Genomic DNA, 26,007 nt, shown 5'->3' with positions numbered 1-26,007 from the left:
TCTTGATGCGAATATGCAAAGTGGGGCAACCGCTACAGTTGCCCCACTAGTTACCCCAATTTCAGATTATTTTACTTTTAATTCTTTAAGTAAATTATCCGCATGATCTACATTCGTCATTTCCCACAAAATGTAGCGCAAATCGACTTGAATCGAACGGGACTTGGTTTTGTTGTAATCCCAATCCGAAATAATCGAATCTAACGTACCGTCAAACGCCAAGCCAACTAATTCGCCTTTGGCATTTAACGCCGCTGAACCCGAATTGCCGCCAGTAATATCTAAGGTTGCCAAGAAATTGACTGGTACGGAATTCAGTTTAGCGTCGCCGTATTTTCCAAAGTTACCGGTTTTCAGTGCTTCTTGATTGGCTTCTTTAATTGCCGTCAATTGCGCTGTTGGTGCATTGAATTCACCGCTGCCGGTGTTTTTAGCCAAAATACCGCGCAAGCTGGTGAATGCTGTCCAGCTAGTGCCATCTGCACCTTGTTCACGGCCAGCGACTTTACCGAAAGTAACCCGTAAAGTGCTGTTCGCGTCAGGATAAATTGCTTGCCCGATGCTGTTCATGTAAGCGATTTTTGCCTTCATGTAGTTCGCATAAGTTTGCTGAATTTTTCCGGCCAATTCATTGTCGCGGTCTTCGCGCTTCATGTTTTCGTCGTACAAGGCGACTGCTGCTTTGATAAAGCCGTCATCACTGCTGTTGAAGTCAGCCGGTTTTTTATCTAACCAGGTAACGCGTGCTTCTTTGGTGCCCAATTTACTGCTGGCGTACAAATTGGTGAGCATGGTTTTTAAATCGGTTTCTGTCATGCCATCGTGCAGATTTAACGCCGCATCAAAATTGGCATTGCGTTGATCTTTAGGTTGCGCAATGTATTGCGTTAAGAAGTGCAGCGCTAAAGCTTGGTCGACATTGGCGTCGTAGCTACGATCCAGACCTTCTGTTGACGCTCTGAAACGCGCCATGTCATGTTCCTGATAACCGATTTTGCGGTCGATATCGGCTTTTTCAGATTCGTGCGAGAAGCGCAGCATGCCTTTGGCTACTGTGAGCAATCGCGGTGTGGAATAGCTGATCAAAAAGTCTTTTTTAGCCTGTGCATCACGTTCAGCCATCAGTTGTTCAACCTGATCGATATCGTGAGCATATTCTTGCTTACGCTTTGGATCGGCATTTACCCAGGTTTTTAAATCGGCTAACTGCTTTTCTTTGCGCGGCAAAATATCGCTGCCGGCATAACTATCTAACATTCCCTGACGGTTTTTGTAGTAGTTATTTACGCTGGCAACTGCGCTGGCGTATTTCAATTTGAGGTCTTCATTACCGCTCGTAGCCTGCGCAATAATCGCTAACTGTTCGCCGGATGCTTTAACAAAAGCAGGGTAGCTCCAGTTAAATGTCTGTTCAATTTCAGACGGTAAGCGATGGCGGTTGGTGCGGCCTGGGTAGCCGGTGACCATCACGAAATCACCTTCTTTTAATGCTTGCGACGCTAAGCGCAAATAGTGCTTAGGAACGTACGGCACGTTGTCTTTGCTGAAGTCAGCCGGTTTACCGTCTTTGTTCACATAAGCGCGGAAAAAGCTGTAGTCGCCGGTGTGGCGTGGCCACATCCAGTTATCGGTATCGCCACCAAATTTACCAACGCCTTCGGCAGGCGCATGCACTAAGCGCACATCGCGAATTTCTAATTGTTTGATTAAATAAAATTCTAAACCGCCGTAATAGCTTGCCACGTTGCAGCGTGTACCAGCTTCTTTTTCGCAGGCGGCGACTAAATCTTTTTGATTTTTTTCAATCGCATCGACGCGTTTTTTGCCGTTTAATTTAGCCACGCTGGAGGAGATAACTTTGCTGCTCACGTTATTGACATCTGTGGTCACAAAAACGCGGAAGCCTGGTGATGCCGGCAATTCATCGCTCAACGTTTTCGCTAAAAAGCCATTCGCGAGGTAATTATGCTCAGGTGATGAGTTGTGCGAAACGCTGCTGTAAGCGCAATGGTGGTTAGTAATCACCAAACCTTGTGGCGATACGAACGACGCTGAGCAGCCGCCCAAACTAACGATGGCACCCATCGGGAATTCAGTTAATTTGGTTAATGTGTTTGGGTCAAGTTGCAAGCCATCTGCTTTGAGTTGTTTGGCAATTTGAGGAAGTTGTTGCGGCATCCACATGCCTTCATCGGCAAACGCGATGCTGCCAAAGGTACTTAAGGTGCTCAATGCGCCTAACAGTAATAGTGATTTTTTCATTAGATTTATTTTCCAAGCTTCATAGGTTAAAGGGCGGAAATAGTGTCGTTATAAACGTGTCCCGGACATAGGAAAGTAGAGAAGTTGTGGGCTACTGTCAACTAGTTTTCGTTGCGCAATGAATAATGTTGGTATTGGTGAATTTGAGTTGATGATGTTTTGAATTATGGGGAAATGCCATGCAATATTTGGCAGTGAATTATATTTTCTCTAGAACGGAACTTTCTTTTTTGTTTTATTAAAAAGATAAATTATGGGAGGGCCGTGTTGTTTCAGAGTGTACGTTTTTTTAATGTGCATTCGTATCAAAAAAGCGATAAATCGACGTTGAAAACGACCACTTCGTATTTTAATAATGGATTTAAATGCGACCGAGTCAGTTCGTTAGTAATTAAGTTTATGACTGGCTTTCTGGCTGAGTTTTGGGTCAGTTGTGCCACATATCGGTTTCATAAATAGAAAAGTTGCTATTTGTTAATTTTTAAATTACTGTGTTCGCTTGATGGAGGGCGAGAGTGCTAGGTAAGTAGTCGTTCCGGTTTTAGGGTGATTGCCTGCGCCCGGCAGATTTTGTTGAAAAACTCAAAATTCGGGTTAATCAAAATTTTGGCCAAATTAAAATACGCATGAAAACCGATCATAAATATTCGATTAAATCCAAATGCAAGCACACAGTAAATTTATATTGTCGATGACGTCTGGGCAGACATGGAATTTTTTTAAACGGTTCTAATCGCCTAAAATATTTTTAAGTACGCCCAAAAAAGAGTTTTTCAACAAAATCGGCACTTTGCAGACGTACGATAACATCTCCTAAATTTACAAAATTCGGATTACCTAACCGTTGGAGTGATTTAAAAAAAGGAAATTAGATGGCTCAGTCTTCCGCATCAAAGTTAGTAATAATCAGCATCATTTCTTATATAATTTCTCTAGTAACTCCAGCATTTTCATACCACCTAGGACAAAATCCATATGCACAATATTGTCAGGGTTTTTATCCCCTATTGATTGGCTGGTTTCCACTTCTTTTTGAGCTAATATCAATTCCGCAAGGAAAAGGAACTTTTGATGGCTTAGGTTGTTTTGCGTGGCTGTCCAATCCTTTAATTTTTATTGCGTGGATCGGGATAAGCCAAAAGGCGAAAACCATCTCAATATTTACAGCTGTGACGGCAATTATATTGAGCCTCACATTCCTTTCTATCAATCAATTACCAACAGGTGAACCGGGGCAAAATTGGTCAAACATAACTGTGAATATTGGGTTTTTTTTATGGTTGATAAGTATGGTTTTAGCGGTTTTATCTGCGAACTGTTTGGAAATATCAAATAAGAAGTCTATGTCAGTAAGCACTAGAAATGAGCCCGGTAAAACTATTTCAACAGAAACTAGAAATGGCCTCATTAAGATTAGAGTTAATTTGCCGAATCGGGCGACAATTGGAGCGGAATCATTTTGGGCGAAAAATTTAGGAAATGGGAATTATCAAATAAAAAATATTCCCTTTTGTGCCTTTGGCTTGAACTTTGATGACATCGTTCGTGCTGAGATTTCGCCAGTTAGTGAAATACCCGTTATTAAGAATTTAGTAGAAGCAAAAGGGCATCAAACTTTGCGTGTAACTTTTTTGGGCATTGGAACAAAGGAAGAACGCTTAGAAGTAATTAAATCTGTTCAAACTGAATACATTACATACGAAGGAAATGATTCGGATTTATATGCACTGGATGTTGCGCCCGGTGGCGATTACGGCACCTTATTTAGTGACCTAAAAGCCTTAGAACTGAAAATAATTTTGGTAGTTGAAACTTGTGAGTCGCGAATAGAAGGTAGCTTTGATGATTCTTTAAATTAAGTTGTTAAAAATCAGATTAGGTTTGATGTGCTGCTTGGCTGGAATGAAATCCCGGCAGAGTAACCGTTGATGCTGGGACTTTATCCCAGGTTACATCCAGCAAATGAATGACCGTTGTCGGCAACCCCATCTGGCTGTTTAGGGCACTCGGCACTCATAGCAGTAATAATCCATCTGGCAGCAGCAACCCGTTGAATCCGCCGTTCCTCACCAGAACATTCACGCATTGTTTAAAAAAGTATTTTTTAGAGTTAAGGATTCAATCGATCATTTTCACAATGGTGAACATTTAAGTTGGCTGCTGGTTTGATGTATGCAAATTGGTGGCTTATTTGAAATGCGAATATGCAACTTTATTAGTGGCGGCAATATTCAAGGAACGGGCGGTCAGGGTGCTTTGGTGAATGAGAACTCACAGCCAAATTCGGACAAACGATAGCAATCCTATTCTTTCGCCCTAAATGTTCTAAATAGGGAAATTTTTGAGGCTGGAGATATTCACGCTTTCAAAGATGATGTGGTTATCTTTAAAATTTAAAGGAAGTTATGAAAATTAAATGCTTAATTCTGTCTGTTTGCGGTTTTTGTTTTTTTAATACTGGCTGGGCTCAAGATGTGCCGACGTCTGATCCTGCAAGCGCGGTTGCGCAAAGTGATTCGGCTGAAGACAACCTACAACTGCAATTAGTCAATGAAGGCGCAAAACTCGTAGCGTCCGGGAAATCTGCGGAAGCGATAAGCAATTATTTTGACAAAGTGATCGCTACCTACGAAGCAAAATATGGAAATTCAAAAATAAAAATATATTCTGCACGCAGTTCGACAGAATCGCTAGCCTACATGCTGGAAGCAGCAAATAACAAGGTCTCCGCTAAAGTGGTTTCTTCGGTCTGGTCCATGGCTTTCTTTTTAAAATCATATGCGCTGATTGAAATCCACCGACCAGCAGATTCCTATCCGTTTTTAGATAAAGCGCTAGAAATGTCTCCTAAGAATTCGCATTTTTTATCAGAACTTGGCAATCGATATCAAAACCAAAAAAATTGGACTAAAGCACTTGAAACATACCAACTGGCAGAAGAGGCCGCAAAGGGATTTTCGCCGGAGAATTCAAAAAAAATAGATTTAGGGCAGGCATGGCGTGGATTGGCTTTTGTCTATGTAGAGCAAAATCGGCTTGATGAGGCAGAGGCTATTTATCTCAAATGTTTGGAATTAAGTAGCGCCGATAGTGCTGCGGCCAGAGAGTTAAAATATGTCCGTGGATTGAAAGCCAAACATGCTGGGTTGCAGAATCTTGTGCCTTATACGCATATGCCGACCGGTATCGTTTTTCCAGTTAAAGTTGAAAACTATCAACTCAGTCAAATTCAAAACCTGGAACTTTCTCAACCAGGGCAAGGCATAAAAATTAGCTATGTGAATCCGGATAATTTTAATGCGGAAATTTCAGTGTTCAATTCTGGCCTGACACCTATGCCTACCTCAGCTACCGATCCAGCTATTCAAAATTTAAGAAACAAAGAGGTTGACTCACTTTTAAACCAGGCTAAGTCGGTTGGCGGGCCAGGAGCAGTCTTGCCCAGAAAAACGATTAGTCTTGCAGGATCCTGGCCAACCGCTAACGGAAAAATTGATTTATTGTCTGATGCTTTTATTGTGTATCCGCAAGGGCGCGCTACGAATGACAATTTATATATTTGGATTGCAAAAGGATTTATTTGGAAGGTTCGCGTGACGAAAGTGGCAGGAACGTTAACTAGTGAAACGCCAGTTAATTTTCTTAAATATGTAATGGAGTTATCTGCATCCTAAATTGATCCAGCAATCTGGCAAGATGATTTCATCACGGCGATTAGAAAACGGTTTATGTTTTTGAGTTTAGGTGGCTGCAATAAAAATAACGGCAGACAGTCAATTTTTTAACATCAAATCAGCTTGAATTTTATTTAAGGGAATAACTAATGCAGTTTTTTCAAACGCTACCAAAAACTACTCAGTATTTGCGATGTGTGGCGTCTCTTTTATTCTTGATGCTAACAAGTATTTCAATCACTCATGCAGAATCAATGCCCGATACTCCGCTTCAAGTATCGCCAAAAACTGACCGACTAAAAGACTTAAACAAAAGCATTAAATATGCCGAAGATATTAATGCATCAAAAACGTTGGATGATAGACAAAAATATTTTATCGTTTCCCAAAACTTTGAATCTGTTGCTAGTGATGAATCAATGATAGGCGACGTTTTTGGCGCGATGAATCAATATGGAAAATACAATAAATATCTGGAAGAAAGGGAACTTAAAAAAAGTAATAGCAGATCAAACTTAAATTCCAGAGAGACATCGGTCACTGAAGACATTCAGCATCAAATACAAGAGGCAACTGTCCAAGATGCGATTGAGGTAATAGTGAACGAGGCTAAGCATAGGCAAATCGTCATTTTAAATGAAGCGCATCACGTCCCTATGCACCGCGCCTTTGCTATGTTATTGGCAAGAGAATTAAAAAAGATCGGGTACGACTATTTGGCATGCGAAGCTTTTACCAATTTGGGGTCAACACCGCCGTTAGCCAAAGGCTATGTTAGTGAAGATTCTGGAATATATACCCGTGAATCTATGTATGCGGATTTTTTGAGGGAAGCGATTCAGTCGCATTGGAAATTTATCAGCTACGAACCGACCGAAAGAGCCAGGGAATATTACATGGCAAAGAATTTGGTTGATCGTATTTTTAAACAAAATCCAAAAGCTAAGGTTTTTATTTATGTTGGCTATGCTCACGGAAATAAATTACCTAAATCGGAAGACGAAAATGATCGCTCGATGATGGCCGCACAATTACAAAAAATGACCGGTATTAATCCACTAACGATCGACCAAACTACGTTGTTCCAGCAGTACGTCAATAAAATTCAAATTGCGGCGTATAACGAAGCAGTTAAGAGTCATCAAATCGAAAAGCCATCGGTATTAATAACGCCACAAAACACTTATTTAAAATTGGGCCATAATTTCCTTTCGGGTGAGGCATACGATATTCAGGTTATTTATCCAACTTACGAAAATAACCCTGAAACCGGCCGGGCCAGTTGGCTTGAATCTATGGCTGGACTTAATCCGGAAAATATTCCGTCAAAACTAATCCCCAAAAAAGGTAAACGCCTTATTTACGCTTACTCTTCAAAAGAACCTGCGGATGCCGTGCCGGTTGATGTTGTATTGGTTGAGGCGGGTAAGCCGATACCGAAATTGATGCTGCCAAAAGGAAATTTTCGCTATGCTTTCGAAGATTGAGTTTCGGCAGATTATGGTTGCAACTTTGTTTACCTAACAGCATTCAACGGAATTTTTAAATAGCTCACGCCATTATTTTCCGGTGTTGGCAATTGCCCTGCGCGAATGTTTATCTGGATAGCAGTAAGAATTAACTGCGGCATGGAAAGGGTCGCGTCGCGGGCTTTTCTGCGAGCCACGAAGGTGGCTTCATCGATAGTTTCATTCACATGAATATTGTACTGGCGTTGCTGTGCAACGGAAGATTCCCATTGTGCCGAACGGTCCGCGGTGGGGTAATCGTGACACATGAAGAGTCGGGTATTTTCTGGGAAGGCCAGTAATTTTTGTATCGACTGATACAGCATATGCGCGTCTCCGCCGGGAAAGTCACAGCGCGCGGTGCCGACATCGGGCATGAATAAAGTGTCGCCTACAAAAATTACGTCGCCGATCTGATACGCCATATCGGCCGGTGTATGTCCGGGTACAAACAATGCTTTGGCGCTTAAGTCGCCTATCTTAAAAATCTCATTTTCAGTAAATAAATGATCAAACTGTGAACCGTCGACCGCGAATTCTGGCTCTAAATTAAACAAGTCTTTAAATACCTTTTGAACCTGACAGATATGTTCGCCAATCGCTATTTTTCCGCCTGCTTTGCTCTGCAGGTAATGCGCCGCAGAAAGGTGGTCGGCGTGGGCATGGGTTTCTAATATCCAGTCAACCGTTAGCCCTTGTTGCGCAATGAAGGCCAGCGCCAGATCAGCCGATTTGGTATCGGTAGTGGCGGAATTGGCCTGGAAGTTGAGAACCGGGTCGATAATTGCAGCGTGACCATTTGGCGCATCGAATACGACGTAAGTGATGGTGGCGGTGGCTTCGTCGTAGATGGGATGAATTTGGGGTTGAAGTGGCGTCATAATGGTTTGTTGCATTATTTTATTGTGAGTTCAAAAAATACCATGAAGTATGTAACTGAACAACTCTTTGATTTTGCTTTGGTCGTAGCCCCTGGCATCAATTTTTGAAATATTGTTTTAATGCACGCTTAATGTACGTAGTAATACGAGTAGTGCTAAGCTATACACCTTTGTTAGCCAAGTCTAAAAAGGACACATTATGCTGATATTCAATAAGGTCAAATTCTGTTTAGCCTGCGCCATCACACTCTTTTCAATTGGCATTTTTGCTCAAACGCCGTCAGCACAAACGCCAACGCCAGCGCAGTCGGCACCGCAATCTTGCCCTGCAATTCTGCATTACACATTTAACCGCCTGCAAGACGATTCAAAACAGGATTTGTGCCAATACGCCGGAAAAGTCGTGTTAGTCGTCAACACGGCCAGTTTTTGCGGCTTTACCAAACAGTACGAAGGCCTGGAAGCGTTGTATGCCAAATATGCCGATAAAGGCTTGGTGGTATTGGGTTTCCCTTCTAACGACTTCGGTAAACAAGAACCCGGTTCGTCCAAAGAAATAGCCGACTTTTGCTATAACACGTACGGTGTGAAATTCCCCATGTTCGCCAAATCCTCGGTAAAAGGCGACGAAGCGAATCCGCTTTACCAAGCATTAATCAAAGCCACTGGCACTACGCCAAAGTGGAACTTCTATAAATACCTGATCGACCGCAAAGGCAATATCGTCGACAGCTATACCAGTGTTACTACGCCAGAAAGTGAAACGTTGGTCGGCCCGATTGAAAAAGCGCTGGTGAATTAATGGGCGTTGAATTTTGGCTTTCTCTCACGGTTTTTCTTATTACCGTTGCTATCTCGCTTGAGATAGTCATCGGCGTCAGGAAAATAAAACAGTTAGAAGACACCGCGCCAGTATCTGCACCTGCAGGTGACGCGCCCAAAGTCTCGATTATTGTGTCGGCGCTTAATGAGGCGGAAACGATAGAGCCTGCATTGTTATCACTACTGGCGATTGATTATCCGAATCTGGAGATCATCGCCATCAATGACCGCTCCACCGACGCAACGCCGGAAATTCTGGATCGTATTGCAAAGACGCACCCCGGTTTGCGGGTGCTGCATCTGAGCACATTACCTCCTGGATGGCTAGGCAAAAATCATGCGCTTTATCAAGGTGCGCAATTAGCCAGCGGTAGCTATCTGCTGTTTACCGACGCCGATGTCATATTTGAGCCAAGTTCAATCAGTCGCGCGGTCAATTATTGTGAGCTGTTTCAGGTTGATCATCTCGCCATTCTGTTTAAAGTTATTGCGAAAACGCAGCTATTGAGAATGCTGTTGGTTCTTTTTCAGATCGGCGTGTTAGCGCGCTATAAACCCTGGAAGGTAGCTACGTCGACTAAGCATTTTCTCGGTATTGGCGGGTTTAACATGGTGCGTAAAAGCGCGTATGAAGAGTCCGGCGGTCATGCAGCGCTTGCGTTGCAGGTGTTGGATGACCTCATGCTGGGGAAGTTGATTAAAGCTAAAGGTTATTGCCAGCATGTATTAAGTACCAGTAAATTAATTACCGTTGAGTGGTATCAAAATACGCCGGGGATGGTGAAAGGGCTGCAGAAAAATATTTTTTGCGCATTTGCATACCAGATCAGTCAGCTCATCGGAATGACACTGTTTATCCTGGTGTTGCGCTTTTGGCCCTTGGTCGGCTTGTTTGTTACTGATGGTGTAACCCGGATGCTAAACGCAGCTTCTGTGCTGGCCAGTTGCGCTCTTTGTGTTGATATTATTCGCCGTAACGAATGGGAATACCGTTGCCTTTTGTTTGCCCCAATTGCCATGTCGGTAGAGCTGTTGATGTGGTGGCGCAGTTGTTTGTTGACCTTGCTGCGTGGTGGAATTGATTGGCGCGGTACTCACTATCCGCTGCGTGACTTGAGGCAAGCGCAGTTGAAGATTTAAGCTGGGAGACAGATTAGGATTAAGCACTCTAAATGTTACATAGACAAATGCCTTGTGTAGCTATAGTCTCTTTAAAAAAATGCAAGTAAGCAATGTGGTTGAAGAGATCCATGTTCCTTACGTGCAATAGATTAATAATTAAAATAGGGAGACTGTATGAAAATCAATTTGTCGGTGGTGTTGTCACTTTTTTTAGCGAGCCTGCTATTAGTTTCTTGTGGCGGTAAGTCAGGAAGCAATGGATCTTTACCTTCGGTACAAACCGATAAAGGGGTTGTCGTTGGGACGACAACTGGTACCGTGAATAAATTTCTGGGCATTTCCTATGCCGCACCGCCTGTCGGAAATTTACGCTGGCAAGCGCCGCAACCGGCAACGGCCTGGAGTACTCCTTTTGCCGCGACGGCATTTGGCGCTCCCTGCGTGCAATCAGTTTCTTTTTTTGGACAAGCGAGTACATCGGAAGATTGCCTGCACTTGAATGTATTTGCGCCGACGGGTTCCGGTCCATTCCCCGTGATGGTTTGGATACATGGCGGAGCATTGATTACCGGCGAAGCCAGTGATTATGATCCGACTGCATTGGTTAATTCAGGTGTGATTGTGGTGACAGTGGATTACCGTCTGGGCGTGTTAGGTTTTTTAACCCATCCAGCACTGGCAGCATCAAATGGGAGTGCTGGCAATTATGGTTTGATGGATCAACAGGCGGCCCTCAAATGGGTGCAAACCAACATTTCTGGATTTGGTGGTGACCCGAAAAATGTCACGTTATTTGGCCAGTCTGCGGGCGGATTATCAACCTTGTCGCAAATTGCCTCGCCGCTGGCCGCTGGACTATTTCAAAAAGCGATTGTTGAAAGCGGCTCTTATAGCTTACAACCGCTGACCTTAACTGCTGCTGAAACAGCTGGGCAAAGTTTTGCGACCAATGCCGGTTGTTCCAGTCAGACTGCGGCGTGCCTGCTGGCTTTGCCGGTTAGCACAATTCTAGCGAACGCCAGTGCAATTCAAAGCAATGGATCTCAATTGCCCACCGTCGATCTGGTGCTGTTGCCGACCACGATAGCCAGTGCGCTGACTAGCGGTAACTTTAATAAAGTGCCGATGATTGAAGGTACTAATCAGCACGAATATAGTGTTTTGTCTGATACCTCTATCGATGTCACGCTGGGTGGGCAGATGACGGCCAGTGAATATCCTAACTACGTGAATGGTATTTTTGGATCGACGATCGGTGCTGAATTAATTCAGTACGTCTATCCATTAACTTCGTCCGTTACGCCAGCCTGGACTTTTGATGACCTCATGACAGACTTTTTGTTTTCTTGTAATGGTCGTTCTATTGCGCAGGTGATGAGCACTGTTGTACCTGTCTATACCTATGAATTTGCGGATGCGAATGCGCCGATGTTTTTCAACGTGCCGCCGCGTACCGATGGTTTTGGTGCTTACCATGCGGCTGAACTGGCTTATTTATTTCCGGGATCAAGTGGCACTGCTTACTATGGCTCGCCCTTTACCGCAGCACAAACTGCGTTATCAACTCAAATGATCGGTTTTTGGTCGCAGTTTGCTAAAACCGGAAATCCTAACGCAGCAGGCAGCAGTGCTTGGCCAGCTTATACCGTTGCCAACGATACCTATTTAACTTTGGCGCCAAGCGCTGTCGCTACCAGCACTTCTTTTGCTGCTGCTCACCATTGTTCGATCTGGCTTCCTAGCGATGTGGGATTTTGATGATAATAGTTGTGAATTAGCTTCAACTCTAAAGGTGTGAATCCCTAGATTTTTCCTGCAAGGGACGACGCTAAAAGCGACCTTAGTGTCGCTTTTTTTATTCAGCTATTCAATACCCTGAGCATCAACTAGTTGCCGCAAAGGCTCATCGTTATATTCCCATAAGCCGAAATGACCCTGTGTGACTTTCAGTGTGACTTTAGTGCCGCTTTGCAACCAACCCTGACGACTTTCTTTTCCAGGTAATTTGATTGAACCGATGCCACTGAAGTTTGCTATCGGTTCAAGTTTCCCAGCTCGAATTACAAAGTCTTGTGATTGATTTGATGTAACGCCAAATCCATTTAAGAACATGGCTATCGGTTGCGCACCTATTGCCATGCTCCCAACCAAACATAGTGCAGTAAGGACGGTATGCAATAGCGGAGGGCGTGATTTATCGTTTTGGTTGAGTAAGAAAAATGCGCATAAGATCGTAGTGCAAATGAGTAAGTGAAGCGATAACGGGAAATCGAATTTCAGGTGTTGATATTTACATAGCAGCAAAATTCCCAGTGCGGCAGAGCTCAATGTCAGCGCAGTGATAATGCCAAACTTGATTGAGCGGCAGGCAAATAAATCGTGCTCTTTTATATTGTGTGGCGCCGCTTCTGACATCGTTACCCCGCGTTCACTGAGTGCGTGAGCAATGGGTAAATCAAGTAAGCCGGCGCGCAAAATAGCCTGATTTTCTGGCTTTAACCATCTATTGGCGACATTGGAAAAAAAATCGGCTAACAAGTCTCGCTTACCAACTGGTTTTAAAGGTGTACGCCCAAGACTGCCAGGAACAACCCACATGGCCGGATTGATGGTGCGGACGGGGCCGGAACGCTGACTGATGCGTAATCGGACAAATGCAAAAGTTGGCGTTGTTAGTCTCTGCATCGCCTTCCCAAAAAGTGGAATTTGAATGAGTTCCACCGCTGTTATGTCATGTAGGGAAATGTGCCAATTGAAGGGACTAATGGCGGGAATTAAGGCATTGAGGCCGAACGGTAATTGATGATTTGAAATTAATTCATCGTCGGTTAATGTAAGTGAATAGCTTGTAGGTAAAATATAAACCCACCAATTGACCGTAACAAGGATAAACAAATAAAAGATTAAATGGATGTATGGGGAATAGGTGGCAAATTTGAATAAAACGGCTGGGTTGTGCAGTACGTTGTCGGCTGTCTTTTTTACGACTTGATAGGCATCCAGGTTTTCAATACCTATTTTTTGGAATATCAAGTAAAAAAGTGCCGCAAAAGCGACGATTATTAATCCATAAACTAGTCGCAATACGTGTTTGTTTTGTGGCTCGTGAAGTTGGCTTGTGGTAAGGCGGTATTCGAATCGGCGTGAATTAGGCATCATTTTGTCCGGATGAAAAATGACTCAAATAGCTAAAGGGCGATAACCGGAACTACAGTAAGGCTTTGCAGAAATGCATGAAGTGATGTTGTTTTAAATTAATGTAGGCATAAGATATTGCGTCAATTTCCTTCTGGAAATTGAATTGCTTCTATTGCTTAGTTATAGGAGATGATCTTGAAAATACAATCATTGCTCTGAAAAATGCATAAAATATCGCCATATTCGCTTAGGAATTACTGGTTTTTATATACCCCTAATGTTTTTAAAAATATTTAACGTATCCAGTGGTTATTAGGATGGTTTTTTGATCGACATTAGGTAGTATTGTATTTTTGCATTGTATTAATTTGATTCCACTTGGTATTTTTAATATAAATACTGGGGTATTCTAGAATAAATTTAATGCTTTTCAATTTCAATTCAGCAAGCAAAATACCTTAAAATACCGTCCATGCAAAATAGTACCGAACACATAGACAGCCACGAGCCTGAAGACACGAGCAGTTCACTGCAAGCCTACTTTAAACCTGAGATCTCTTTTGATGATATTGAACAGGTTTATCAGTTAAAACGCGCCCAACCTTTATTGCAAGCATTCACCGCACTTTTTCACGGTGGCTTTGATAGCGTATTGGTGCGTTTATTAGTGCTACGCGAATTGGCGAGTGATGCGCAATCATCCAGCTTCAGCCGTGCCGACATTAACGCCAAACTGGCGTATCTCCAAGCAGACAGTTTAGATACTGTGCTGGCGCGTTTGCGCTCGCACCAATTATTAATATGGGAAGCCGCTACCTCGGTCTACCGCGTGGCACCGATGGCGCGTAATGTGTTGTCTGCCTTAGATAGTTTGCTGAGCACGCAACAGAGTGCCGAGCAGGGCGAAGATCCCGCCGATATGGGGTTCTTGCTCACCCAAGTCGCTGGCGCACAAGCTTTGGGCGGCGTTACGGTAGAACAGCTACAGCATTTGTTAGGTCGCCTGGTTGATTTGACGGAAGAGTTTCGTGATGCGATTGCGTCCGGTTCTGAATATCGGCTACGTGCTTCGCAAAGCAAATGGAACAACGCCTGCGACTGGGTAGAAAAAGGCACCAAAATTATTTACGCCATCACTACTGATGGCAACGCAGATGCAGCAACGCAACGTGCCGCGCAAGCTATCGGCCGGGCACAAAGTGCACTGTTGAATATGCAAGGCATGTTTTCTCGCGCGCTGAATCAAATTGAGCGGCAGCGCGTGCATCTAGGGCAATCGGGTTTGTCTACTACCGATATTAAGAGCTGGCTGATGGCGCAAGACGATTTGGCCGCTTTGGCAGATGGCGCAATTGATATGCCGGTAACGCCGTTGTTTGCGACCCCGGCAGAAATGATTGATGTGGCAGAAGCCGAATTATTTGCGGAGCGCAACCAGCAAAGCTCAGAGCTGCCAAGCGGCACTGACACCCAATTCCAAGTGCAAGATGACGCGGTTTTATACACACAGCTGGACGCATGGTTGTCGAGCTTGAACCAGCTTAGTGTGCCAAGTAATTCAGAGCTGCCAACAGGCGTCGATGTACAGCAGATTTTGCTGCCGAACAGTTTTGCCATCGCGTCGTATCGCGCTTCACTGTTGCCATTAATCGGCGACCAGGACGCGGGCACTTCGCAAGGTGCAGCGGCGCGCTTATCAAGCTTGCCCATGCAGTTTGTGCTCACGGATAAATTGATTCCAATTAAAGATAGTGAAGTGGCTGGTTTATCGGACGCTCAACTGATTTTCCAAACACAAGATAACTAATATAAGCCTCGTATGAATCAAGAATCACAAATATTAATTGCGCGCTTAATCACCCATCAAACCTTAAAACGTGAAGATAAGTTAGTTAAACGCGCTATCACCGATGAACTGTTTCGCGCCGATGTCGATGCCCGCTTACTTGCCTGCGGCATGAAATTTGTCGACAACGTGTATGCCGATCACGTCACGCTAGCCTTGCTGCGTGATGTGGAATCCAAAGTATTTGGCGCACGCGACAGCTGGCAAAACAATAATTTTGGTTTGGCACGTGACGGCGTTGCGTTGCTGGTTGTGCTGTGGGCGATGATTATTTTGCCTAAGCGTGAAAGACAAGCTTCGCACCAATATGGCGACGTTGACCAATCCGAAATGTTTGGTAAAGAAAAGCCGATGCCACGTGCAGCGGAAACTTCGGTAGGTGTTTCCTATAAAGCCTTGCTCAGTGACTTTGGCGACAAGCTAGGTAAAAAAACCAAGATGGATATGAACTTGGGTAGCTTAAACCGGCTCGGCTTTATTGAACGCAAAGGCGACCTGATTTGCGAAGGCCCGCTGCTGGATTTAATGATGGACACCGACCTGCTGAAAGAGCGCATTGTAAATGGTGCTTTAGCTGATATTTTTAAATTAAATCCAACAGAATAAGAATAAAACCATGTTCCACATAAAATCACTCGAACTTGTACATTGGGATTATTGGCAGCGGATTAAAAATATTCCGCTCGACGCCAAAATTATCACCATCTCCGGACAAAACGGTTCCGGCAAAACTACTTTGTTGGATGCCTTGCGTACCTTGTTTGGACTTGATTGTTCAATGGGCCGCACCTATAAACATTACGCGCGTCACTCCGGTCAGCCTATCGCCTGGCTGCGTGCGGTGGTAGACAATAAGCCAGTTGGTCGACAATTGTCTAACCGGCCGTTTCGCTCGTCCGGATTTTTTAGTGAAGATGAAGTCACGCTGTTTTGTCAAATTCAAAAAAACGGTGGTGACTGGAAGCGTCAATACCTAATGCGTCCCGGTTGTGTGGAAATTGAAGAAGTTGTGGGCGCAACCGATTGGTTGGGCGTAGAAACTTATCGTAAACGTTTGGCCAGCGCCGGGCTTTCTCCCGCGATGGCTAAAGTTTTGGCGTTGGAGCAAGGTGAAACCGATAAGTTATGCGAGTACGCACCGCGCCAATTGCTGGATTTGGTTTTCCAGGTATTCGGCGACAAAGAAGTGTTGGATGCCTACGACGAAGCCAAGCAGCATCAGCATGATACCGAACTGGAACTGCAACAATTTGAAGCTGAATTAGACATCGCGCAATCCCATTTGGAAGGCTTGCGCTTGCGCGTTGCCAACTACCATCAATGGGATAATAAAAACAGCGAACGGCGCGATCTGCAAGAACAGATTTTGCCGAGTTTGCAGTATTTTGAAACGAAAAAACATTATTCAAACATTAGTCAAAGCTTGCGTTCTGCCAAACAGAATGCGCAGCAACAAGACCAGCAGCTCAGTGCGCAACGTGCCGAATTAGCGGAAAAAGGACGTCAGTTTACGGCCAATTTGCAGCAAGAAGGCACACTGGAACAAGAAGAAAAAGCACTACAAAAACGTTTGTCCGAAATTAACACGCAATTAAAACCGCAAGAAAATTTACTGGAACAAAAGCAGCGCTTAGAAAAACTGACCGCTGTTTCTGGAACCGATATTGCTGAAATTACCCAGCAGTTAGAACAACAGGAAACCCAGTTAGCCCAGCAAAAACAACAGCGTGCGCAGCTTACTGAAAAAATTTCAGAGCAACAAAGCACCATCGCTGCGTTGCAGAGTAAAACCGGTTTGCCTGACCCTGAAAATGTGCGCAGCATGCGTCGCACTATGGCTGACGCCAAGATAGCGCATGTGATGCTGGCCGATGTTGTCGAAGTGAGTGAACCACGTTGGCAGGGCGCAGTAGAGGGTGTTCTGAAAAGTTTTTCTTATGTGATGTTGCTGGAAAATGCCAGCGACGCACCCGCAGCGTTTAAGTTAGCCGAGCAGCAGCGTTACCCGCATTTTATTGTGCCGGAACGGGTTGCCGCACCTAAAATCAATGGCAAACAAGATGCAAGTTTGTTGGCCGTAGTGCAGTTTAGTGCGCCGGTACCGAGCTGGTTAATTGATCAGTTAAAACGGATTCAGCGCGTGGATACTGTTGCGCAAGGCATGCAAATGTCTGGCGCGGAAGAATGGATTACTCCAGAAGCCTTTCATAGCGAACGACGCGGTGGACGTTCTTTATTTGTGGACGTGGCGCGTTATCGTTTTGGGCAAGCAGGTCGTGCGCAACGTTTAGACGCTTTGCAAAAAAGTTGTTTGAAGCTAGAGCAGCAAGAAGATCAGCTTACTTTAGACATTAGCAAATTGGCGAGTAATGTCAGTAATTTGAAAACCCGCTTGGCCGGTGTTGATGCCGCCAAAGAATTACATGCACGAATCGATGAATTTGCCGAAGCCAGCAGAAATGTTGTGCCGCTTAAAAAATTACGTACTGAAGTGGGCAGCAGATTGGGCGAATTAGGCGATTTATTAAAACAAGCTACTGTTGCAAAAACCCGCTCAGAAATTGCATGGCAAGAAGCTCAAAAGCACTTGAGCGTTTCAGAACAGCATTGCCGGAATAACGAACAAAAATTGGCCCAAGAACGCAGCGCACAAGCTCAAGTGCTTAAAGATAGTCGTCATACCTGGAGCAAGCTGCCCGCGGGTTGGCGGAAGTCTGGTTATCTGAACAGTCTGGTTGAAAAATACGATAACGCGCGTCAGGTTGAATTACGTTTAAAAAGTTTGCAGCAAGATATCCTCAGCGAGGAATGGGAGACTGATGCCACCGTGGTTGATCAACATCACCGTTTGCATCATCAATTGGCTGGGCAGCAAGCAGAAACCGAAGAGCGTCGTTATCAAAATAATCGCGCTATGGAAGCGACGTCGAATGCGCGTGGTGCTTACATTGAACGTTTGCGCTATACCATTAAAATCTACGCTAAAAACATTAAGCAACTCGGCGAATTGGCTGGGATTGAAGTGCATGCCGATCCGGTACGCTTGGAAAACGATGATGTGCAATTAGCCCAGGCAGGGTTACATGTTAAGTTTAAATTCGACGGCAAAGGCGTAATCGGCATGAATGACGGCGAAGCGTCCGGCGGTCAGCAAGTGATGAAATCGTTAATTCTGTTGATTGGGTTGTTAAAGTCGGAAGAGGGCAGCGGCGGTTTTGTGTTTATTGATGAACCTTTCGCCCATTTGGATATTCGTAACATTCAATTGGTGGGTGAGTTCTTAAAAAACACCGATGCGCAATATCTTATGACCACGCCATTGACGCATAATACGGATGTGTACGATCCTTCTGAATTAACGTTAATTACCAGTAAAAAGAAAAAAGAAATGGAATGGGCGCAACCTATTTTTGTATTGCAGCGTCGCCCGCAAGGAGCGGCAGCCTAAATGCAGAGTGATAACTCACATAAGCCAATGAATAAATCTAAGCCAAGCTCCAAAAAAACCTTCGATACGCGCCACTTTAAAAGCGCGTTATCGCAATTTGCCACGGGTGTGACGGTGATTACGACGCGTTTAGCCAATGGCAGTTTTTTGGGGATTACCGCTAGTTCGTTTAACTCCGTGTCGTTAGACCCGCCACTGGTTTTATGGAGCCTGTCGGAGCGCGCCAATAGTTTGCCGGTATTTACCGGCAATAGTCATTACGTGATTAACGTGTTGGCCGCTGACCAGACCTGGTTGGCTGAGCAATTTTCCAAATCTGCCACGGATCGTTTTGCCGGTGTTGAATTTACCTTGTCGGCAACCGGTTTGCCGATTTTAAAGGGCGCAGCGGCTTGGTTTGAATGCCATAACCGCAGCCGCTATCCAGAAGGTGATCATGTGATTTTTGTTGGTGAAGTCGAAGATTGTGCATTTGACCCAAGCACGCCGCTGATTTTTCACGGTGGGCAATTACTCTCATCAGGAAATTAATGACCCACCTTAATTATGCCGATCTGGTGGGTTATTTAGCCGCCTCATTAACCACTACTGCATTTATTCCGCAAGCCTGGCTGACCTGGAAAAATAAACATGCGGACGGAGTATCGCTGGGCATGTATGTAATTTTTACAGTGGGGATTGCACTTTGGTTGTGCTACGGCATTTTAATTCAAGTATGGCCCATCATCATTTCCAACGCCATTACCTTGCTGCTGGCGGGCTTTATTCTCGCTATGAAAATAATCTATAACTAAAAAAAGTGCCAACCTGTTGGTTGGCACTTTGCAGCGATTAACGTCGATCATCATCCCGACGTTCGTCACGGCGATCATCATGACGCTCATTGCGGTGATCCCGGCGATCATCGTAGCGTGGTGGTCCATAATCGTAACGTGGTGCTCCATAGTAGGCGCGCGGAGTAAATCCTGGTCTGCCATACGGATAACGGCTACGGTACATCGGCGCATATACCTGCAAATACCAACTTTCCTGAACGAAGAAAACTGGTTGATAACAAGCGTTGTACATAGCGCAATATTGCGGCCAATGTTGGTAATAAGTTTCCGGCACGCGTAAATATACCGGTGGATAATATACGTCAGATGGCACTTGTTGAACGACGACTGGTGTCAGGAACACGACCGGCGGTGGCGCGTCGTTTTCCAAGTCAACTTGTCCATAAAAATTAGGGGCGCCGATGTTCACATCCACATTGACTTGAGCCATGCTTAATAATGGCGATGCAGCAAGTAATGCGGCAAGTAATAAGCGTTTCATTTAAATCTTCCTGTTGGGTCGTTGAAAGTGAATAAACGCTATTTTCTTCTATGTCGTTGACACGGGAAGTATGTATTTTTACAGTAGGAATTGCACTCTGACTGTGCTACGGCATCTTGATTCAAGCCTGGCCTATTATTATTTCCAACGCCGTTACCTTATTGTTGGCGGGATTTATTTTTGCCATGAAAACTATCTATAACTAAGTTAAAAAAAATGCCAACCGCAAGGTTGGCACTTAACCGTTTATGTCTGATGCTCAAGCTTGAGTTTCAGCTTGAGTTTAAGCTTGATTAACGGTGATCTTCTTCCCGATGCTCCTCATGACGGTCTTCATGGCGTTGTCCGCCATGTTCATCACGGCGCTCTTCGACACGTGGACCTGGACCGCCGTGTTGATTATAGAAAGCGCGCGGAGCAAATCCTGGTCGGCCATGTGGGTAGCGGCTGCGATACATCGGTGCATACACGTGCATATACCAATTCTCTTGAACAAAGAAAACCGGTTGGTAACAGGCGTTGTACATACCGCAATATTGCGGCCAATTTTGATAATAAACTGTCGGTACGCGTAAATACACCGGTGGATAATATACGCCCGGTGGCGCAGGTTGAACGACCACTGGAGTCGAGTACATTACCGGCGGTGGCGGGCCATTTTCCAGATCAACTTGTCCGTAAAAATTAGGGTCGCCAATGTTAAGGTTCACACCTACGCTAACTTGTGCCATGCTTAATAATGGCGATGCAGCAAGTAATGTGGCAAGTAATAAGCGTTTCATTTGAATATCCCTGTTTAGTATATTAATAGTGAATAAACGGTATTTTCCTCTATGCCGTTGACACTGGGCATAATGTATTACAACTGGAGAGTAATTCGGCAAGTAAGTTACATTACGGCTACAAAATTTCACAGAAGAACTCTCTATTCCTCTTCCAAATGCAACATGCCCAAGACAAGTCATTGGGCATGTTGGTTTAGTAGACTGCAAGCCTTGTTTTAGCGTCGGTCATCGTGACGGTCTTCATGGCGATCATCATGACGGTCATGATCATGGTGATCGTAGTCACGGTGCTCGTACCCACGTCCCTCATGCTCATGGCGATATTGCGGCGCATAGGTATTGCGATACCAATTGTCTTGTACAAAGTACACAGGGCGGCCACAGGCATTGTATCTACCGCAATAATGGCGCCAGTTCCTGTAATGGCTGGATGGAACCCGCAAATAGAGCGGTTGAACAACCACACCAACCGGTGCTGGTTGAATAATCATCGGAGTCCCATACATGACGGGCGGTGGCGGCACATTACCTAGCTCAATCTGACCATAAAATCCCGGTTGCCCAATGTTAACAGAAACACCTACATTAGGACCTGCATTAGCTAGTAACGGCGAAGCTAGGAGCGCCAGTGAGATTAAAAAACGATTCATTGAGATCTTTCTAAATAAGGTGTTAATACTTAAACGTGAGACTGGGTAATTCGTTGACTTAATTAATTTATTGCTCTTAAATTCAAAGCGCCTAAACTAGTTGCCATAATTCATCACAATATTGTGTCCGATTTCAAGCAAGATGATCCATTTTTAGATGTAAATCTCTGTAAGGTCAAGCTTCACGCTTAAGCACTTCAAATATTAATAATCAAGGGGGCAACATGAATCAAAATCGCGTAAATTCTGCCGATATTGCTGGGTTTGAAGCGGCAACTTATGCCAAGGTGACCTGGCGCTTAATGCCGATATTATTTCTCTGTTATGTAGCCGCGTATTTGGATCGGGTTAATGTTGGTTTCGCCAAGCTTCAAATGCTGTCCGATTTGAATTTTAGCGAAACGGTTTATGGCTTAGGTGCAGGCGTTTTCTTCATCGGTTATTTTTTGTTTGAAATCCCCAGCAATATTATTCTGCACAAAGTCGGTGCACGAATTTGGATCGCTCGCATCATGATTACCTGGGGTCTTATTTCCGGTGCGATGATCTTCGTTAATTCAGCCACTATGTTTTATCTCATGCGATTTTTACTCGGCGTGGCAGAAGCAGGTTTTTTTCCTGGCGTGATTCTTTACCTTACCTATTGGTACCCAGCTGAACGACGCGGAAAAATAACCGCCATGTTCATGACTGCCGTTGCTATTTCTGGCGTTGTCGGTGGACCGGTATCTGGCTGGGTTATGCATTCCATGCCCGGCATTTACGGTTTAACTGGATGGCAGTGGATGTTTATTATTGAAGCGCTACCATCGCTGGTTTTAGGTGTTGTGGTTATTTTTTACCTGCAAAATCATATCGTTGATGCAAAGTGGTTGAGTGCAGATGAAAAGCAATTATTAGCAAAAAATGTGCAAACTGAAGCTGCTACAAAACAGGAAATGAGCTTTAAGCAAGTGATGACTCATCCCAAAATATGGCACATGGCGTTTATCTACTTCAGCTTCATCATGGGCCTATACGGCATCAGCTTTTGGCTGCCAACCATTATTAAAGCCACTGGCGTCAAAGACACCTTAGACATTGGCCTGCTCACAGCAATTCCGTATGCCGCCGCCGCAGTAGGCATGGTACTGATCGGTCGCAGCGCCGACAAAAATCGTGAACGACGTTGGCACGTAGTTATTCCCGCTTTATTAGGGTGTGCCGGTCTGCTGCTAAGCACCATTTATGGACATAACACCCTATTGGCGATGGCCGCTTTAACTCTGGCTACCATCGGTATATTAACCACCTTGCCCTTATTTTGGAGTCTGCCAACCGCGTTCTTGGGCGGGGCGGCCGCAGCGGCTGGAATTGCGTTAATCAATTCCTTGGGTAATTTGGCCGGCTTTGTTAGCCCTTATTTGGTTGGCTGGTTAAAAGACCTGACGCATAGCACAGACTCCGGTATGTATTTGCTGGCTGCATCGTTAGTTATCGGCGCTGTGTTGACGCTGATGGTTCCTAAGGAGATGGTGAATAAGTAGCTTTAGATTTTCTTGATATTTGCATATTAATTTTTCATCGTACTTCGAAGTTTTCGCCCTGCATGCTGGCTGCAACATGCAGGGCGATTTCTTTTTTGCAATAATTGCGCAAACAAGTTTTTATTGTTTTCATGTAACATATTCCCAAATAGCAAATCTAGTCTAATTCACTCAACATCATCAAAGTACGGGGTAATTTTAATGAACGATGCACAGCAGCCTGCTCTGTTTCAAGGTGTTTTTTTTGAAAAATTTTTAGCCATCACGCACTATCAAACTTTAATTAGCATCGCCGTATTGCTGCTTTGCTTTTGGGGTTTGAACCAACTACAAAATAAAAAAATTGATTTTTCAATTCGCATGTTGGTGGGCCTGGTTGCCGGTGCATTGTTAGGTTTGGGTATTCAGGCACTGGTCGGTTTTCCCGCAGAAGCAACAACCTGGATGAAAGAAACAGCCATTTGGTACGGTTTGGTTGGGCGTGCTTTTGTCGCTTTTATTCGTATGCTGGTGATTCCTTTAATCTTTGTTTCAATTGTTAAAGTGATTTTGGATTTTTCGGGTAAACGAGATTTACCTCAAATTGCAGTTCGCGGCATTTTCTGGTTGTTGTTTACGACCGCCATTGCCTGTGTTTTAGGAATTATCTTAGCCAACCTGTTTCATTTAGGGGCTGGCGTTAGTTCGGCACCTACCGAGAAAGTCAACGAATATACGAACCTGGTTGATACCTTTATCCGTCTCATCCCTAGCAATATTATTGTGGCGATGAATGGTGAAAACATAGTCGGCTTGGTGATCTTTTCAGCATTGATCGGGATTGCGGCAAACCGCATGGAACACAAAAATCCAGAGGCAATTGGCGTATTCAAAAAACTCATGCAAGCGCTGTACAAAATCGTCATGTCGATAGCCATGACCATCATTAAATACATGCCGTATGCGGTAGTTGCACTGCTGGCCCGCACTATTATTTCTAACGGCATTCCCGCCATCATTGAAGTCTCCAGTTTCGTCGCGGCGATTTACATTGCCACTGCCGTGATGGTATCGATTCACATTGTCATCATCGTACTGCATGGTGTTTCGCCGTTGATGTATGTAAAAAAAGCCTTGGGCACATGGTTATTGGCATTCACCAGTCGCTCTTCGGTGGGTACTTTGCCAATGACGATTGCAACCTTAACTACCCGCATGGGCGTGAATAATGGCACAGCGAATTTAGTTGGATCGTTGGGCAGCACCATCGGCATGAATGGCTGCGCAGGATTTTTCCCGGCCATGATCGTGGTGATGGTGGCGCACATGGTTGGCATTGAAGTTAATACGCAGTTTTATATCATGATGTTAATCGTCATCACCATCGGTTCAATTGGCATTGCCGGCATTCCCGGCACGGCAACTGTTGCTGCGACGATTGCGCTTTCTGGCATGGGCATGGGCGAACACTTTGCGCTGATTGGTATGGTACTGGCGATTGATCCCATTATTGATATGGCGCGCACCTTAACTAACGTCTCCGGCACCATGACGGCGGCCATTGCTACCGATCGTGAGATGGGAACTATGGATATGGCGGTCTTTAATGACCCGCATGCGACATTGGATAATGATGAATAAGATTACAACAAACTACTTAATCCTCGGTGCGAATGCGTCCGGTTTATCAGCGGCAGTGCGCATTTTAAAGTCGGATAAACAAGCCAAAATTACTGTATTAGAGAAAAGCGATGTGGTGTCGTTCGGCTCGTGCGGCATCCCTTATTATGTCGCCGGTGAATTTGACGATATTAATCAAATGACTGCGCGGCCATTAGAAGATTTTATTAAGCTCGGCATTGATGTGCGACTTTTCCATACTGCAATCGGGCTTGATCCATTAAATAAACAAGTCACAGCGCATAACGGAAATACTAATCAGTCTGTAAGTTTGGCTTACGATAAATTATTTATTGCAGTGGGTGCTTCACCGACAACCCCACCGATCAAAGGTTTGGCTGCCAAAAATATCCACACTATGCATTCTAAAGCGGATGCAATCACCATCTTAAACTTGCTCCCCGAGATTCAGCATGTGGTGATTATTGGCGCTGGTTTTATTGGGATGGAAGCGGCGGAGGCTTTTTCTGAGCAAGGGAAAAATGTTACGGTAATTGAATTTGCCGAGCGTGTGTTAGCACGTACTTTTGATGCGGAAATCACACCGCAAGTGGAAGATGCTTTGCAGCGTCATAGCGTAGCTTTGCAACTGAATGAAAGCGTGCTGGAAATTAAACATGAAAATGGGGCTGCTCATTCTGTCCTGACCAACAAGGATGAATATCCGGCGGATTTAGTCATCGTCGCAACCGGATTTAAGCCAAATACCGAGTTTTTGCGTAACACCGATATTAAGCTTTCTAAAGAAGGCGCGATTATCATTGATGATCAATGCAAAACCAATCTCCCTGATATTTATGCCGCAGGCGATTGCGCCACTGTGCCGCATAAAATCAGTGGCAATGTCTATATTCCATTAGCTACATCGGCAAATAAATTAGGCCGGATTGCCGGTGACGTCATGGCGGGTAAAGACAGTCGCTTCATCGGCACTTTAGGCTCAAGCGGCGTGCGAGTATTTGACGTTGAAGCAGGCAGAACCGGCATTACCGAAGAAGAAGCCAAACAGCTCGGCATCGACTATGGCACGGTAGTGATTAAAGATAAAAACCAAACCGATTATGTGCCCGGGCAAAGCGATATGTGGGTGAAACTGATTTACGAACAACAGTCGCGAAAATTATTGGGTGGGCAGGTTTGCGGTCGTTATTTGGGCGGCGCGGTGCATCGGGTTGATGCCTTAGCTGTTGCGGTGTATAGCGGTTTAACTGTAGAAGAGTTAGGGTTTATGGATTTTATTTACGCCCCACCTTTTGCACGGACTTGGGAAATTTTGAATATTGCGGGGAATGTTGCTAAGTGAAGGGGCGTAGGGTGGGCACGATGATGCCGTGCCCACCCTACATCGAACGTTATTTGTTGCACAAAC

20 protein-coding genes are annotated in these 26,007 nt (G+C 44.6%); 14 read left to right on the top strand and 6 right to left on the bottom strand.

Features of this window, described 5'->3' with window-relative positions; genetic code table 11:
- Positions 1–66 precede the first annotated feature (66 nt).
- On the bottom strand, positions 67–2,262 hold the full coding sequence (locus S2091_RS13975; protein ID WP_105532563.1) for a S46 family peptidase: 2,196 nt from the start codon (positions 2,260–2,262) through the stop codon (positions 67–69).
- Positions 2,263–3,134: 872 nt separating this feature from the next.
- Between S2091_RS13975 and S2091_RS13970 the strand changes: the two genes are divergently transcribed.
- The 3 genes from S2091_RS13970 (at position 3,135) to S2091_RS13960 (ending at position 7,423) form a co-directional block, all read left to right on the top strand.
- Positions 3,135–4,121 carry a DUF4265 domain-containing protein gene (locus S2091_RS13970; RefSeq protein WP_105532562.1) on the top strand — a complete coding sequence of 329 codons (987 nt, stop codon included), beginning with the start codon at positions 3,135–3,137 and terminating at the stop codon, positions 4,119–4,121.
- Positions 4,122–4,877: 756 nt separating this feature from the next.
- Positions 4,878–5,936, top strand: a complete 1,059-nt coding sequence (locus S2091_RS13965) for a tetratricopeptide repeat protein (RefSeq protein WP_165794990.1) — start codon at positions 4,878–4,880, stop codon at positions 5,934–5,936.
- Positions 5,937–6,190: 254 nt separating this feature from the next.
- Positions 6,191–7,423 (top strand): hypothetical protein, encoded by a 1,233-nt coding sequence (locus S2091_RS13960; RefSeq protein ID WP_133166918.1) that lies wholly within the window; start codon positions 6,191–6,193, stop codon positions 7,421–7,423.
- 29 nt (positions 7,424–7,452) lie between these two features.
- On the opposite strand, the gene S2091_RS13955 is transcribed toward S2091_RS13960, so the two are convergent.
- Positions 7,453–8,340 carry an MBL fold metallo-hydrolase gene (locus tag S2091_RS13955; protein WP_243405423.1) on the bottom strand — a complete coding sequence of 296 codons (888 nt, stop codon included), beginning with the start codon at positions 8,338–8,340 and terminating at the stop codon, positions 7,453–7,455.
- A gap of 184 nt (positions 8,341–8,524) precedes the next feature.
- On the opposite strand from S2091_RS13955, the gene S2091_RS13950 reads away from it, so the two are divergent.
- From S2091_RS13950 to S2091_RS13940, 3 genes are all read left to right on the top strand, one after another.
- On the top strand, positions 8,525–9,127 hold the full coding sequence (locus tag S2091_RS13950) for a glutathione peroxidase (RefSeq protein ID WP_105532559.1): 603 nt from the start codon (positions 8,525–8,527) through the stop codon (positions 9,125–9,127).
- Positions 9,127–10,287, top strand: a complete 1,161-nt coding sequence (locus S2091_RS13945) for a glycosyltransferase family 2 protein (protein WP_105532558.1) — start codon at positions 9,127–9,129, stop codon at positions 10,285–10,287. Before S2091_RS13950 ends, S2091_RS13945 begins: the two co-directional genes overlap by 1 nt.
- 156 nt (positions 10,288–10,443) lie before the next feature.
- Positions 10,444–12,027, top strand: coding sequence for a carboxylesterase/lipase family protein (locus S2091_RS13940; protein WP_105532557.1), 1,584 nt, complete (start codon positions 10,444–10,446; stop codon positions 12,025–12,027).
- A 105-nt stretch (positions 12,028–12,132) separates the two neighbouring features.
- On the opposite strand, the gene S2091_RS13935 is transcribed toward S2091_RS13940, so the two are convergent.
- Entirely contained in the window at positions 12,133–13,428 is a 1,296-nt protein-coding gene (locus S2091_RS13935) for a hypothetical protein (RefSeq protein WP_133166917.1), read from the bottom strand.
- Positions 13,429–13,879: 451 nt separating this feature from the next.
- Between S2091_RS13935 and S2091_RS13930 the strand changes: the two genes are divergently transcribed.
- From S2091_RS13930 to S2091_RS13910, 5 genes are read left to right on the top strand one after another with little or no spacing between them, the layout of a single operon-like run.
- On the top strand, positions 13,880–15,214 hold the full coding sequence (locus S2091_RS13930; protein ID WP_105532555.1) for a hypothetical protein: 1,335 nt from the start codon (positions 13,880–13,882) through the stop codon (positions 15,212–15,214).
- 12 nt (positions 15,215–15,226) lie between these two features.
- Positions 15,227–15,859, top strand: a complete 633-nt coding sequence (locus S2091_RS13925) for a hypothetical protein (protein ID WP_243405422.1) — start codon at positions 15,227–15,229, stop codon at positions 15,857–15,859.
- Between the two features lie 10 nt (positions 15,860–15,869).
- A complete protein-coding gene (locus S2091_RS13920; protein WP_105532554.1) occupies positions 15,870–18,701 on the top strand; it encodes an ATP-binding protein in 2,832 nt (943 codons plus the stop codon).
- Between the two features lie 27 nt (positions 18,702–18,728).
- Positions 18,729–19,232: a flavin reductase family protein gene (locus S2091_RS13915; protein WP_105532649.1), complete on the top strand. Its 504-nt coding sequence runs from the start codon at positions 18,729–18,731 to the stop codon at positions 19,230–19,232.
- Positions 19,232–19,495 (top strand): SemiSWEET transporter, encoded by a 264-nt coding sequence (locus tag S2091_RS13910; RefSeq protein ID WP_105532553.1) that lies wholly within the window; start codon positions 19,232–19,234, stop codon positions 19,493–19,495. Before S2091_RS13915 ends, S2091_RS13910 begins: the two co-directional genes overlap by 1 nt.
- Before the next feature lie 37 nt (positions 19,496–19,532).
- Here S2091_RS13910 and S2091_RS13905 read toward each other — a convergent pair whose 3' ends face one another.
- The 3 genes from S2091_RS13905 to S2091_RS13895 all read right to left on the bottom strand — a co-directional run bounded on the left by S2091_RS13905 (position 19,533) and on the right by S2091_RS13895 (position 21,453).
- Positions 19,533–20,018 (bottom strand): hypothetical protein, encoded by a 486-nt coding sequence (locus S2091_RS13905; RefSeq protein ID WP_105532552.1) that lies wholly within the window; start codon positions 20,016–20,018, stop codon positions 19,533–19,535.
- Positions 20,019–20,311: 293 nt separating this feature from the next.
- Positions 20,312–20,800, bottom strand: a complete 489-nt coding sequence (locus S2091_RS13900; RefSeq protein ID WP_105532551.1) for a hypothetical protein — start codon at positions 20,798–20,800, stop codon at positions 20,312–20,314.
- 218 nt (positions 20,801–21,018) lie between these two features.
- Positions 21,019–21,453 (bottom strand): hypothetical protein, encoded by a 435-nt coding sequence (locus S2091_RS13895; RefSeq protein WP_105532550.1) that lies wholly within the window; start codon positions 21,451–21,453, stop codon positions 21,019–21,021.
- Positions 21,454–21,677: 224 nt separating this feature from the next.
- Between S2091_RS13895 and S2091_RS13890 the strand changes: the two genes are divergently transcribed.
- From S2091_RS13890 to S2091_RS13880, 3 genes are all read left to right on the top strand, one after another.
- Positions 21,678–22,979 carry an MFS transporter gene (locus tag S2091_RS13890; protein ID WP_105532549.1) on the top strand — a complete coding sequence of 434 codons (1,302 nt, stop codon included), beginning with the start codon at positions 21,678–21,680 and terminating at the stop codon, positions 22,977–22,979.
- Positions 22,980–23,180: 201 nt separating this feature from the next.
- Positions 23,181–24,599, top strand: a complete 1,419-nt coding sequence (locus tag S2091_RS13885) for a cation:dicarboxylate symporter family transporter (RefSeq protein ID WP_105532548.1) — start codon at positions 23,181–23,183, stop codon at positions 24,597–24,599.
- Entirely contained in the window at positions 24,589–25,941 is a 1,353-nt protein-coding gene (locus S2091_RS13880; protein WP_207769709.1) for a CoA-disulfide reductase, read from the top strand. Before S2091_RS13885 ends, S2091_RS13880 begins: the two co-directional genes overlap by 11 nt.
- Positions 25,942–26,007 lie beyond the last annotated feature (66 nt).

It is taken from the genome of Solimicrobium silvestre (assembly GCF_002976435.1).
In the GTDB taxonomy this organism is placed as follows: Bacteria; Pseudomonadota; Gammaproteobacteria; order Burkholderiales; family Burkholderiaceae_D; genus Solimicrobium; species Solimicrobium silvestre.
Note: the sequence above shows the minus strand (reverse complement) of the source record. Positions and strands in the feature narration are given on the sequence as shown.